This window comes from bacterium (assembly GCA_035380285.1).
Taxonomy (GTDB): Bacteria; Auribacterota; Erginobacteria; order Erginobacterales; family DAOSXE01; genus DAOSXE01.
In genome coordinates this window covers 18,188-31,014 of record DAOSXE010000019.1, presented here as the reverse complement: position 1 = coordinate 31,014, position 12,827 = coordinate 18,188, and the positions used below count along the sequence as shown (strand labels likewise).

At 62.0% G+C, this 12,827-nt stretch carries 15 protein-coding genes; 1 reads left to right on the top strand and 14 read right to left on the bottom strand.

Going from position 1 to position 12,827, the window contains the following annotated elements:
- Positions 1-366 precede the first annotated feature (366 nt).
- Positions 367-1,557: a hypothetical protein gene (locus tag PLZ73_08445; protein HOO77902.1), complete on the top strand. Its 1,191-nt coding sequence runs from the start codon at positions 367-369 to the stop codon at positions 1,555-1,557.
- Positions 1,558-1,653: 96 nt separating this feature from the next.
- Here PLZ73_08445 and metK read toward each other — a convergent pair whose 3' ends face one another.
- The 14 genes from metK to rfaE1 form a co-directional block, all read right to left on the bottom strand.
- Positions 1,654-2,853: a methionine adenosyltransferase gene (gene metK / locus PLZ73_08440; GenBank protein ID HOO77901.1), complete on the bottom strand. Its 1,200-nt coding sequence runs from the start codon at positions 2,851-2,853 to the stop codon at positions 1,654-1,656.
- A 100-nt stretch (positions 2,854-2,953) separates the two neighbouring features.
- Positions 2,954-4,705 carry a phosphoenolpyruvate--protein phosphotransferase gene (ptsP, locus tag PLZ73_08435; protein HOO77900.1) on the bottom strand — a complete coding sequence of 584 codons (1,752 nt, stop codon included), beginning with the start codon at positions 4,703-4,705 and terminating at the stop codon, positions 2,954-2,956.
- Positions 4,702-4,974, bottom strand: a complete 273-nt coding sequence (locus tag PLZ73_08430; protein HOO77899.1) for an HPr family phosphocarrier protein — start codon at positions 4,972-4,974, stop codon at positions 4,702-4,704. Before PLZ73_08430 ends, ptsP begins: the two co-directional genes overlap by 4 nt.
- A 1-nt stretch (position 4,975) precedes the next feature.
- Positions 4,976-5,926: an HPr(Ser) kinase/phosphatase gene (gene hprK / locus PLZ73_08425; protein ID HOO77898.1), complete on the bottom strand. Its 951-nt coding sequence runs from the start codon at positions 5,924-5,926 to the stop codon at positions 4,976-4,978.
- A 46-nt stretch (positions 5,927-5,972) separates the two neighbouring features.
- A complete protein-coding gene (raiA, locus tag PLZ73_08420) occupies positions 5,973-6,494 on the bottom strand; it encodes a ribosome-associated translation inhibitor RaiA (protein HOO77897.1) in 522 nt (173 codons plus the stop codon).
- Between the two features lie 10 nt (positions 6,495-6,504).
- Positions 6,505-7,227 (bottom strand): LPS export ABC transporter ATP-binding protein, encoded by a 723-nt coding sequence (lptB, locus tag PLZ73_08415; protein ID HOO77896.1) that lies wholly within the window; start codon positions 7,225-7,227, stop codon positions 6,505-6,507.
- Between the two features lie 5 nt (positions 7,228-7,232).
- Positions 7,233-7,751 (bottom strand): LptA/OstA family protein, encoded by a 519-nt coding sequence (locus PLZ73_08410; protein HOO77895.1) that lies wholly within the window; start codon positions 7,749-7,751, stop codon positions 7,233-7,235.
- Positions 7,748-8,269, bottom strand: a complete 522-nt coding sequence (locus PLZ73_08405) for a hypothetical protein (GenBank protein ID HOO77894.1) — start codon at positions 8,267-8,269, stop codon at positions 7,748-7,750. Before PLZ73_08405 ends, PLZ73_08410 begins: the two co-directional genes overlap by 4 nt.
- A complete protein-coding gene (locus PLZ73_08400; GenBank protein HOO77893.1) occupies positions 8,266-8,775 on the bottom strand; it encodes an HAD hydrolase family protein in 510 nt (169 codons plus the stop codon). Before PLZ73_08400 ends, PLZ73_08405 begins: the two co-directional genes overlap by 4 nt.
- The gene (locus tag PLZ73_08395; GenBank protein ID HOO77892.1) at positions 8,775-9,752 is read right to left on the bottom strand and encodes a KpsF/GutQ family sugar-phosphate isomerase; all 978 of its coding nucleotides are present in this window, start codon (positions 9,750-9,752) and stop codon (positions 8,775-8,777) included. The genes PLZ73_08400 and PLZ73_08395 overlap by 1 nt, the downstream gene beginning before the upstream one ends.
- A complete protein-coding gene (gene kdsA / locus PLZ73_08390) occupies positions 9,749-10,576 on the bottom strand; it encodes a 3-deoxy-8-phosphooctulonate synthase (GenBank protein HOO77891.1) in 828 nt (275 codons plus the stop codon). Before kdsA ends, PLZ73_08395 begins: the two co-directional genes overlap by 4 nt.
- Positions 10,572-11,291: a 3-deoxy-manno-octulosonate cytidylyltransferase gene (kdsB, locus tag PLZ73_08385; GenBank protein ID HOO77890.1), complete on the bottom strand. Its 720-nt coding sequence runs from the start codon at positions 11,289-11,291 to the stop codon at positions 10,572-10,574. The genes kdsA and kdsB overlap by 5 nt, the downstream gene beginning before the upstream one ends.
- Positions 11,288-11,836, bottom strand: coding sequence for an HAD family hydrolase (locus tag PLZ73_08380; protein HOO77889.1), 549 nt, complete (start codon positions 11,834-11,836; stop codon positions 11,288-11,290). The genes kdsB and PLZ73_08380 overlap by 4 nt, the downstream gene beginning before the upstream one ends.
- Positions 11,833-12,816 carry a D-glycero-beta-D-manno-heptose-7-phosphate kinase gene (gene rfaE1, locus PLZ73_08375; protein HOO77888.1) on the bottom strand — a complete coding sequence of 328 codons (984 nt, stop codon included), beginning with the start codon at positions 12,814-12,816 and terminating at the stop codon, positions 11,833-11,835. The genes PLZ73_08380 and rfaE1 overlap by 4 nt, the downstream gene beginning before the upstream one ends.
- Positions 12,817-12,827 lie beyond the last annotated feature (11 nt).

Below are 12,827 nucleotides of genomic sequence, written 5' to 3'. Positions count from 1 at the left end.
GGCAAAGGGTTCAGGGTTCGGGGTTCAGGAAGGGAGGGAGCCCACAGACCTGCCTGCCGGCAGGCAGGTTTACACAGAACAGATAGGAATAGATTTTTGAGGGAGCAGAGGGCACGGGATATTTGAGGTCATTGCGAGAAGCCTGGGCGACAAAGCAATTTTACGAGTAGTTCCCTAAATCTGCGTAATCTCAGTTTCTCCTTTTCCCAATCCGTGTAATCTCTGTTTTAAAATCCGTGAAATATGTGGACCTCTCTTTAATCCATGAAACCTGCCTGGTCTGTGGATGAATGAGGAGGCCGCGGGCCGGCTTCTCGTGGTAATATGCAATTTCAGCGGCGGCCGGCGCCGGAGGAGCGGGCGCGATTGAAGAGTTTGTCGGACAAACACACGGGGTTGGTCCTGGTTGCGGGGATATCCTTGATCCTCTACCTCGTCTCCGCGCTCCCCGTGATTTTCGAAGACACGTTCCACCACTACGTTTACCTGGCCGATGCCTTCGCTCACGGGCGCCTGAACCTGGCGCTTCCGTCGGCCGGGGTGCATGACCGCCCCGACAGTTTCGACGACATCGCCGTCTATCGGAACCGGTTCTATCTGGGATTGCCTCCCCTTCCCGCCATCTTCATCCTTCCCCTTATCCCTTGGAGGGGGGTGCATGCCGACGCCCGCGCGGTGGCGGTTCTCCTGGGCGCGGTCAATGTCGGCCTCTGTTTCCGGCTTCTGGAAAAGATCGTCCGCGATCGCTCCAAGATCTATTGGCTGACCGCCTTCTTCGGCGCCGGAACGGTTCATTGGTTCGTCGCCTCTCATGGGGGCGCCTGGTATTTCGCCCAGGTCTGCGCGGTCTTTTTCCTGCTCCTGGGGTTAAACGCCGCTTTTTCCGGACATGGCGCCGCGGCCGGTTTCGCCTTGGCCGGGGCGTTCCTCTGTCGGCAACTTTCCATTCTCGCCCTGCCGGCGTTTTTGGGGATAACGGCCGTCAGCGGCGGCGGAATCGGCCGTCCCCGGCGCTTGTTCTGGGTGCTCCTGGGGGCTGCCGGCGGGGTTTTCGTCTATCTCTGCTATAATTTTCTCCGGTTCGGATCTCCGTTCGAAACCGGATACGGCTACCATTGCATTACCGGAGCAGCGGTTATCCAATACCAACGCTACGGGCTTTTTCATCCGCACTATCTGCCGCGCAACCTTTATACCCTGCTGTTCATGCCCCCCCGCCTGACCGATGGGTTCCCCTGGTTCCGCCCCACCCCCGCCGGTCAGGCCTTGATCTTCACCAGCCCCGCTCTTTTCTACGCGTTCAAAGCCGGCTTCCGGTCCTGGGAGAACCGGGCGATCTGGGTCTCCGCGGCCGGTATCGTCGCCGCCCAGCTTTTCTACTGCAACAACGGGTCCTGGCAGTTCGGCTACCGCTTTATCCTCGACTCGCTGCCGCTGCTCATGGTCCTGATCGCGCGCGGCACGCCGCCCTCCTTGACCCTCGGGGCCAGGGCGGTCATCGTTCTTTCCATCCTCTTCAACTGTTGGGGGATCGTCGCTCTCCGCAATCTGATCTGAGCGGCGGAGGGGATTTCGCCGGAGGCGAAAATACAACGAGGCCGGGCCCCGAACCGGGCCCAGCCTCGCTTTCTGTCTTCGATAAAGTCCCCGGGATCAGATACCCGCGGCCTTCACCAGCTGTTCGACCGTGTTCACCTTCTCCCAGGGGAAGTTCCGGTCCTCGCGGCCGAAATGCCCATAGGCGGCCGTATCCTGGTAGGACCACCCCTGGGGGTGTTTGAGCTGGAGCGTTTCGATGATCTCCTTGGGTTTGAGACCGTAGATATCCCGGATGATCTCGACCGCTTTCTCGTCGGTGATTTTTCCGGTGCCGTGCAGGTTGGCGTATACCGAGACCGGCTCGGGAACTCCGATGGCGTACGCCAGCTGAATCTCGCAGCGGTCGGCCAGGCCGGCGGCCACGATGTTTTTGGCGATATAGCGGGCCATGTAGGCGGCGGACCGGTCCACTTTCGAGGGGTCTTTCCCGGAAAAGGCGCCGCCGCCGTGAGGGGCTTCGCCCCCGTAGGTGTCGACGATGATCTTGCGCCCGGTCATCCCGGTATCGGATTGGGGGCCGCCGATCTCGAATTTCCCCGTGCCGTTGACGATCCAGGTCGTCTCCCCTTCCCGGAAGAAATCCTTGAGCACCGGCTTGATCACTTTTTCCAGGATGGCTTTCTTGGCCTCCTCGGTCATGAATTCGCCGCTGGCATCCACTACTTCATGCGTATGCTGCGCGGCGATGACCACGCGGGGGATGGAAGCGACCGCGCCGTTGAGATATTCGACCGTAACCTGCGACTTGCCGTCGGGGCCGAGCCAGGGGAGCACCTCGGTTTTGCGCACCTCGGCCAGACGGCCGCAGAGCTTGTGCGCCATCATGATCGGCAGGGGCATAAGCTCCGGAGTCTCCCGGCAGGCGTACCCCACCATCAGGCCCTGGTCTCCGGCGCCCTGCTCCTTGAATTCCCCGCTGCCTTCGGTCACTCCCTGGGAAATATCGGGCGACTGGCGGCCGATGGCGTTGAGAATGGCGCAGCTCTTGTAATCGAATCCATATTCGGGGCGGGTGTAGCCGATCCCCTTGACCACGCCCCGGACCAGAACCGGAATATCCACGTAGGCCGTGGTGGTGATCTCTCCGCCCACGATGGCCAGGCCGGTGGTGATGAAGGTTTCGCAGGCCACCCGGCCTTCCGGATCCTCGCTCAGAACCCGGTCGAGAACGGCATCCGATATCTGGTCGCAGACCTTGTCCGGATGCCCTTCGGTCACCGATTCCGAGGAAAAAATATAATGCTTGGGTTTCATCCATACCTCCTCAGGGGCTGGTTGGGTTTATTTGACCTGGCACCATAATCCAATACATGGGTCGGCGCAAGCTTAAACTCGCCCTCCGGCAAGCCGCGCCTTACATCCGGACCGAGGGGTCGAGTTCCTTCAGAAATGTCTCGGCCCGGGCCCTGATCTCCGAAGCCTGGCTGAGGCCGAGGATACTCTCGGCCAGATCCCGGGCCCGGGGGATGGTCAGGCTCCGTATCACTTTCTTGACCAGGGGCACCGCCACCGGGCTGACGCTGAATTCATCCAGCCCCATGCCCAGGAGGATGGGCACGGCGATCGGATCCCCCGCCATTTCACCGCACATCCCCACCCAGATGTTGTTGCGGTGGGCGGCGTCGATGGTTCCCCTGATCAGCTGCAGAACCGCGGGATGGAGGGGTTCATAGAGGTAGGCGATCTTCTCGTTGACCCGGTCCACCGCCAGGGTGTACTGGATGAGGTCGTTGGTCCCGATGCTGAAAAAATCCACCGCTTCGGCCAGATTATCGGCGAGAACGGCCGCCGAAGGGACTTCGATCATGATACCCACCTCGATCTCGGGAAGAGGATCGGACCGGTCTTTCTCGACCTCGCCTTTGGCCTCCTCCCAAACCTGCAGTATTCTCCGCAGCTCCGCCTTGCCGCTGACGAGGGGAAAGAGCACCTTGACGTTGCCGGCCCGACCCGCCCGCAGGATGGCTCTGAGCTGGTTTTTGAAGATATCCGTGCGTTCCAGGCAGAACCGTACGGCCCGCCACCCCAGAAACGGGTTCAATTCCCGGGAGATATCGAGCTGGCTCACGAATTTGTCGCCGCCCACGTCCAGTGTTCTGATGATCACCGAATGCGGCTGCGCCTTTTCGGCCACGTACGAATAGGCCTGGAACTGCTCTTCCTCGGAAGGCAGATCGTCCCGGTTGAGGAACAGGTACTCCGTCCGGAAAAGCCCCACGCCCTCGGCTCCGCTGGCGATTACGGAATTGATGTCTTCGGGAAGCTCGATATTCGAGGCCAGGGTCACCCGGAACCCGTCCTTGGTCTCCGCCGGTTTATCCCGAAGGAAGGAGAGCATCCGCTCGTTTTCGGCGAGCTCCCGCTTCTCCTTCTCGATCCGGGCCAAGGTCGCCCGGCTGGGGTTGAGAATAACCCGGCCGCGGTTCCCATCGACCACCACCGGTTCTCCGTCCTCGGCGACGCCGCTGATGTTCCCGACGCCGACCACCGCCGGGATGGCCAGGGATCTGGCCATGATGGCGGTATGCGATGTCCGTCCCCCCACGTCGGTGACGAACCCCACCACCATTTCCCGGTGCATCAAGGCCGTATCCGACGGAGAGAGATCGTGGGCCACGACCACCGATATCTCTTCCAGCGAGGACAGGGTCGCCCGCTGCTGCCCGGTCAGGTTATGCATGACCCGGCGCCCGACATCCTTGATATCGCTCAGCCGTTCTCGGATATAATCGTCCTTGACTTGTGAAAAGACCTGCTCGTAGCGGTGCAGGACTTCCTGAAAGATATATTCGGCGTTGAACTTCTGCTCCTCGATCCCCTGCACCACCTCTTCGATCAAAGCCCGGTCCTCGACGACCAGAAGGTGGGCGTCGAAAAGATCGCTTTCGTTGCGGGCCAACTGGTCGGCCAACTGCCGCCTGATTTCCAACAGTTCTTTCCTGGTCGCGATCAGGGAATTTTCGAAACGCGCGATTTCGACCGGGATCTCGCCCTCCTTGATCTTCCGGGGACGGACCGGGAGGTCTTCGTGCCCGAAGATGAGGACCTTTCCCACCACGATTCCCGGTGAAGCGGCGATCCCTTCGAATATCCGTTCCTCTTTCATTCTTCCCCGAACTTGCCCTCGATCAGCCGGCCCAGGGCTTCGGCCGCCTCCGCGGCGTCCGGTCCCTCGGCATGGATCTTCAGGACGGTTCCTTGGGCGGCGGCCAGCATCAACACGCCCATGATGCTTTTAGCGTTGATGCGGACCGCGCCTTTTTCGATGAAGATTTCCGAATTGAACTTGGAAGCGGTCTGGACCAACTGCGCCGCCGGCCGCGCATGCAGCCCGTACTTGTTCAGAATCTTGAATTCCCGGTATTCCCGGCTCACGCTATCCGCCCCGCGGGAAACGCCCGGTCATGCGGGCCTGCAGGGTTTTGTCCAGCTCCCGGGCGGGGTCATATCCCATCTGTTTACTCCGGTAATTCAAAGCCGCCACTTCGATCAGCAGCGCCAGGTCCCTTCCCGGCCGAACCGGAACCAGAAGATGGGGGATACTGATCCCCAGAAGTGCATAGCGGGACTCGTCCAGCCCCAGGCGCTCGTATTCCTTTTCCGGATCCCATTTTTCCAGGGTAACGGCCAGGTCGAGGCGGTTGCGTTGCCGAACGCTGCCGGGACCGAAGAGGTTCTGGATGTTGATGATTCCCAACCCCCTGATCTCCATATGGAATCTGGTCAGTTCCGACCCTTCCCCGAGGAGGTATTCGCCCTCCATCAGGCGCACGTGGATGATGTCGTCGCAAACCAGCCGGTGCCCCCGCTCCACCAGGCTCAGGGTGCATTCGCTCTTCCCCACCCCGCTGCGTCCCATGACCATCACGCCTACGCCGTAGACTTCGACCAGGTTTCCGAAGACGGTGGTCTGGGGCACGAATTTTTCTTCGAGGTAGATGGTGCAGGTGTGCACCAGCCTGATGGTTATCAAGGGAGAACGGAACACCGGAATCGCGTAGCGGTTTCCTTCCTCGATCAGCTCTCGGGGGGGCAGATAGTTGCGGGCGATAATGCAGAAGGGAATTTTCTGTTCGAACAGGGCCCTGATCGTCCGCCTGCGCTCGTCGGGTTTCAAGCCGCGCAGGTAACTGATTTCGACCTTTCCCAGTACCTGGCCGCGGCGACGGGCGAAAAACCGCGAATAGCCGGCCAGAATCAAGCCCGGGCGGTTGAGTTCGGAAACCAGGATCTTCCGCTTGAGGCCGTTCTCTCCGGCGACCAGGGTCAACTGGAGCCGTTCCTGCATCTGCTGGAAAAACTGACTGACCGTCACCCCGTGGGTCATGCTGTTCCGCCCGTTCTCGTCTCCGGGTTCAGACCGGTTCGCCCGTTTACAGTTCGATCACGCCCAGGGCCATGTTCTTCCTGCGGTAGATGATGGCCGTCCGGCCCGATTCCAGGTCGTAATACACGAAGAAACCCCGGCCGGAATCCTTGAAGGCGTCGACGGCCATGCTCCTGGTCATTTCCGGCATCTCCATATCTTCCATGCTCGAAAGCTCCGGAAGATCGTCCTCTCCCGCGCTTTCCCTGATCTCGGAGACGAAGAGCCGCCGGCGGCGCTTCGACTCATTGGCCGTCTTTCCCTTGAGGCGCCGCAACCGCCTCTCGGTGACTCGAACGGCCTTATCCAACGCCGCTTGGAAATGCCGGTCCTTCTCGGTTACCGAGATCAGGGAATGGCCGGCATGAAGGTTGATCTCGATCCGATAATCGTATTTTTCGAATTCCACGATCAGACGGGCTTCCAGCGGCCGGTTCCAGATGTGGGACAGTTGCCCGATTTTTTCCAAGGCGTAAGCCCGCTCGGTCTCGTCGATTTCGGCATGGCGGCAGGTGATTTCTATCTGCACCGCTCCCTCCTTACAACATGAACTGTTCCCCGAGATAAATCTTCCGGGCCCGGGGGTCGTTGGTTAGCTCCTCGGACGTGCCGGATATCAGAATCCGACTCTCGAACATGATATACGAACGCTGGGTAATGGAAAGGGTTTCACGGACGTTATGGTCGGTTATCAGTATTCCCAGCCCTTTCTCCCTGAGGTAGATAATGATCTGCTGGACGTCGGCCACGGCGATGGGATCGACGCCGGCGAACGGTTCGTCCAGCATGATGAAACTGGGATCGGTCACCAGGGCCCGGGCTATCTCCAACCGGCGCCGTTCCCCCCCGGAGAGGGTGCAGGCTCGGCTCTCCGCCAACTTGGAGATTCCCAGTTCCGTCAAAAGCTCGTTCTTGCGCTTCCATCGCTGCGAACGTTTCATGGGAAGCGTCTCCAGAATCGCCAGGATGTTCTCCTCCACGGTCAGGTTGCGGAATATGCTCGGTTCCTGGGATAGGTAGCCCATGCCCAGGCGGGCCCGCCGGGACATGGGCAGATGGGTGACGTCCGCGCTCCCGAAAAACACCTTGCCGCCCTCGGCTCGGATCAGTCCCACGATCATATAAAACGTGGTGGTTTTGCCGGCGCCGTTGGGGCCGAGCAAGCCCACTATCTCGCCCCGGTTGACGGTCAGGCTGACTCCATCGACCACTTTGCGGTGGCGGTAGGACTTTACCAGCTCTTCGGTCTTCAGCAGTTCCATGAGGCTCAAATATCCAGTTCGAACTCGGTCCGGGGATGGAATTGTATATCCTGGGCCCGGTTGATTTCCACATCCCTGGAATCGGTATAGAGGGTCAGGGTTTCTCCGGAGACTGTGTTGACCCCTTCTTTGACCAGGGCGTTGCCGGAGAGGACGACTTTGTGTTCCTCGGGGTAGTAGATCAGCGCGTCGCCCGTTCCCACCCGATCTCCGCTGACGATGGTGACGTTCCCCCTCGCTTCCGCCCGATCGACCTTTTCCCCCCCGCCGCTGGTGAAAATCACCAGGAGGTCGGAGGTAATGATCCCGCGTTGATTGGTTACCTTGACGTTGCGGGCGAATCTTACCCACCCCTCGCGGTAATTGACCAGCATGTTGCCGTCGCAGGTTATCTCCGTCCAGTCCGGCCCTACGACTTCGGGCAGTTCCCCGGTCCCGATGCCGAGATCGTCCAAAGTCTCTTCGCTCCGGGCCGAGCCGGCCCAGAGCGCCGAGGCCGCCAACAGGATGAAGATTCTTTTCATTCCGGGAACATCCCCGCTCCCCCGCTCTCCTTGATCAGAACCCTTACGTCCTCAAGCACCCGCACTTCCTCCAAAGGGATGGACCAGACCACGCCTCTCCCGGTCAGTACCATCGTTCCCCGGCGGATCTCGATCCACTGATCCCTCCCGGTGGCGATTTTGGAATCGGTGTTGTAATCGCCGCTGGCGATGCGGATGCTGACCGGACCGATATCCTGGTCGAAGGAACGCGCCACCAGGTCCTGGAGCGTGATCAGGTTGGAGGTTACGAACTGAGCCGAAGAACCCTTGATCTCCCAATCGATATCGCCGTTTTCGTCGGGCACGTAACGGGAAAACCCGTCCTTGATTTCACGGGCCTCGCCGGCCGCGGCGGGCGAATCGAACAGCGAACGGACCGGTGCCGACGTGGCCGCCGGCGACGGGGGGGGAGAAGCGGCCGGAACCGGTGGAGGCGGAGAAGGGGCGGCGCCCGCCGCCAGGCAAACCGCGGCCGTCCAGAACCCCGACAACGTCATCGACCGTCCTCCCGGCACTCGATAATAAAGTCGATCGCCTCCCCCGCCGCTCCTTCTCCTCCCCGCAGGGAACAGAGGTAGTCGGCCCGGGCCCGGGCCGCGGGGTGAGCGTCGGCCGGAGCGGCGCTGAATCCGACCGATTCGAAAAGCTCCACGTCGCCGTGGTCGTCGCCCAGATAAGCCGTTTCCTCCTTCTTGAAACCGCCCTCGCGCCGCAGCCGCTCGAAAACCGGACGCTTGTCTTCGATTCCCTGGAAAAGGTCGGCAACGCCCAGTTCGGACGCCCGGCGCTCGACCGCCGTCGCCCGGCGCCCGCTGACCCAGGCTATTTTCAAGCCCCGGCGAAGGGCGCGAATAACGGCCGACCCGTCCCGGACGTGGAAGCGCTTGCGCTCTTCTCCGTCGGAAGCATAGGAGATGCTCCCATCCGTCAGGACCCCGTCGACATCGAAAATGATCAGCCGTACCCGGGAGGCTTTGGCCCTGGCGGTGTCGAGGCCCGGCATCAGATAATTCCCGCGCTCAAGAGATCCTGGACGTCGAGCATGCCGACGGGCGCTCCCCGGGAATCGACCACCGGAACCTCGTCTATCTTTCGGTCCCGGATCATCTCCATCGCCTCCAGGGCTTTTTGATCTTCCCGGACTTTCAACGGATTTCCGGTCATGACCTCTCCGACGCGGCGTTCCATGATTCCCGGATCGCGTTCCAGCCAGCGGCGCAGATCTCCGTCGGTGAAGATACCGGTCAGCACCCCATCGGCGCCGGTGACGCTCGCCGCCCCGGCGCGGGCGGCGGTGATCCGGAACAGCACTTCCTTGACCGTGGCCTCTTCTCCGACCACGGGGTTGGCCGCGCCTTTTCTCATCAGATCCCCGACCTTGGCCAAAAGCCGTTTTCCCAGCGTCCCTCCCGGATGGAGGCGCGCGAAATCGGAGGCCTTGAACCCCCGCAACTCTTTGAGGCAGACCGCCAGGGCATCGCCCAGAGCCATGGCGGCGGTAGTGCTGGCGGTAGGAACCAGATTGTCCGGGCAAGCTTCCCGGGCGACCGAAGCGTCGAGAACGGCCTTAGCCGCCTTGGCCAATGTCGATTTCGGATTGCCGGTGATGGCCACCAGGGGCGCGCTCAGAGCATCGATATAGGGGAGCAGGGCCTTGATCTCGTCCGATTCCCCGCTGTTGGAAACGGCCAGGACCACGTCCGCCTCGCCGATGATGCCGAGGTCGCCATGAAGAGCTTCGGCCGGGTGGAGCCAGATCGAAGGGGAGCCGACGCTGGCCAGAGTGGCCGAGATTTTCCTGGCCACCAACCCCGCTTTCCCCATCCCCGTGACCACGATCCGGCCCCGGCAGGCCGAGCATATTTCCACCGCCCGTTCGAATTCCTTGTCCAGGCGCCGGCCGAGAACGGAAAGCGCTTCCGCCTCGATTTCAATCACCTCCCGGGCCAGTTCCGGAATGTTGACGGGTTTGCCGTTCATCTTTTCACCGCCCGATCGATGGCCACGAGCTTTTCCAGCAGTTCCGGGAGCTTCTCCAGGGGAAGAACGCTGGAGGCGTCCGAGAGCGCTTTTTCCGGACGATCGTGAACTTCCATGAAAACGGCGTCGCAGCCGGCCGCCACCGCCGCCCGGGCTAAAACCGGGACCATCTCCCCTTCCCCCCCCGTCACCCCCCCCGCACCGCCCGGGAACTGAACGCTGTGGGTGGCGTCGAAGACCACGGGCCAGCCCAGCGACCGCATGACCGCGAGCGAAGTCATGTCTCCGACCAGGCGGTGGTATCCGAAGCTGGCGCCTCGTTCGGTGAGGGCGATCGCCCGGCACCCCCCCCTTTGTAGTTTTTCCGCCACGTGAACCATATCCTCCGGCGCCAGGAACTGGCCCTTCTTGACGTTTACCGGCCGTCCGGCGGCGGCGGCGGCCAGGAGAAGATCGGTCTGGCGGCAGAGAAACGCCGGGACCTGGAGCATATCCGCCACCTCGGCCACCTTGACGGCGTCGCCGGGCTGATGAAAATCGACGAGGAGGGGAAGTCCGGTTCGGGCTTTGATCCGCGCCAGGATTTCCAGCCCCTTCTCCAGTCCCGGGCCCCGATAGGAGTCAAGCGAGGTGCGGTTCGCCTTGTCGTACGAGGCCTTGAAGATCAGGGGCACTCCCAGGCCCGAGCAGGTTTCCTGCAGGCTCTCGGCTATGAAAAGGGCGTGCTCGTAGTCTTCGATCACGCAGACGCCCGCCATGAGCGCCAGCGGAGCTTCGCCCCCGATCTCGATCTCCCCCACCCTGATTTTTCTGGTTCGCTCAATCACCGATCATCGCCCTCGCCCGTTCCAGGTCCGCCGGAGTGTCGATCCCTATCGTTCCCCCGGCGACCATGGCGACCTTTATTTTATATCCGGATTCGAGCACCCGCAACTGCTCAAGCTTTTCGACCGTTTCCAGGGGAGTAGGCTCCAACCGGGCCAAGACCCGCAGGAACTCCCGGCGATAACAGTAAAGACCGATATGCACCAGCCCCCCGCCGCCTCCCCGGCCCGGATAGGGTATCGGCGAACGCGAAAAATACAGCGCCGAGCCTTCGCGCCCCACTACGACTTTGACCGTATCGGGCCGCTCCAGCTCTTCCCCCGATCCGCAGGGGCGGGCCAGAGTCGAAACCTCCGCCCAGGACGCGCCCTCCAAAGCCTCGACCGCGGTATCGATCATGCCCGGAAGAATGAACGGCTCGTCTCCCTGGACATTGACCAGGACATCGGCCGAAAGCCGTTCCGCGGCTTCCGCCACCCTTTCGGTTCCGGTTCGGCACCCGCTCGAGGTCATGACCACTTCGGCCCCGAAAGCCCCGGCGGCCCGGCGGATCCGGTCGTCGTCGGTGGCCACGACCGCCTTCTCCAGGGTCGAGGCGCGCGACGCCCTCTCCCAGACATGCTGCAGCACCGGTTTCCCCGCCAGCGGGGCCAGAAGCTTTCCCGGGAAACGGCTCGCCCCCCACCGGGCCGGAATCACCCCGACCGCTTTCATGAGGCATCGACCCTGACGATGGCCCGGGCCGCGTCCAGTATCGAACGGACGACGATATCAGCCGGAGAGGGAAGCTCCGAAGGTTCCCGTCCGTCTTCGCCTTCTCCCAGTATCCTCACCGTCCGGCAACCTGCTCGCCGGCCGCTGACGACGTCGGCCGGGGTATCCCCCACGAACCAGGACCGGGGCAGATCCACGCCGTGGGCTCGGGCCAGTTCCTGGATCATGAACGGCGAGGGCTTGCGGCAGCCGCAATCCTCGCTCGGGTGGTGCGGGCAGTATCTGATCCCGTCCAGGGTGATTCCTCCGGCCTGCAGCAGCTCTTCCATCCGACGATGAACGGCGGCCAGGTCTTCATGCCGGAAATAACCTCTCCCTATCCCCGATTGGTTGGTGACGACGAAGAGGAGGTAGCCGTGCTCCCTGAGCAGGCGCAAGGCCGGAATCGTCTCTTCAAAAAGCGTAAAATCTTCCGGGACCCGGATGTACCCGGGGTCGGGATTGATCGTCCCGTCCCGATCGAAAAATACCGCGGGAGACTTCATCTCCAATCGAGCGCCTCCAGAATCTCCTCGATCCCGGCGGTGGCCGTCCCCAGTTTGCCCACCACGACTCCGGCGGCGCAGTTGGCCAAAAATGCCGCTTCAGAGAGGCTCCCCCCGGCCGCCAGGGCCATGGCCAGGGTCCCGACGACGGTGTCGCCGGCGCCCGAGACGTCGAAGACTTCGCGGGCGACCGTGGGAATGTGGTAATAGCGCTTCCCGGGTTCGAAGAGGGCCATCCCGTCCTCTCCGAGGGTAACCAACACCGCTCCCGAACCCCACCGGCGCAGGAGGCTCCTTCCCACCTTGGCGACGGGAGTGCCCCGGGGCAGACCGCTGGCGGCCAGGGCTTCCTTGAGGTTGGGAGTGACGATACCCGCGCCCCGGAACGTGAATAGGTTCCCGGAACTCGGATCCACCAGAACGGGCCGTTTTTCCCGGGCCGCGATCTGGATAAGATCGTCGACCAGATCCTGGGAAAAAAGACCCTTGGCGTAATCTTCGATGACGACCACGTCCACGGAAGAAACCAGGGATTTGAACCTGTCCCTGATCCCCGACAGGGATTTTCTGCCGACCGGTTTCGTCTCTTCGCGGTCGATTCTGATCGCTTGCTGATGCCCGGCCAGCACCCGGGATTTGGTGATGGTCGGACGCTCGGGATCCGCGATCAGACCGTCGGTTTTGATTCCCAGTCTCCGCAGGAGGGTCGAGAGTCGGCGCCCGGCGTGGTCGGCGCCGATCAAACCGGCTATGTAGGCCTTTCCGCCCAGGGCGGAAATATTGTTGGCCACGTTGGCCGCTCCCCCGGGAACCCAGGTTTCTTCGCGGACCTGGACCACGGGGACCGGCGCTTCGGGAGATATCCGCTCCACCTCGCCCCAGATATATTCGTCGAGCATGACGTCGCCCGCCACCAGAACCTTCACTCCCCCGAAGGCGTTCAACAGCTCCAGGTAACGTTTGCGGCTGGTTGCATCCACGGTCCCGGACT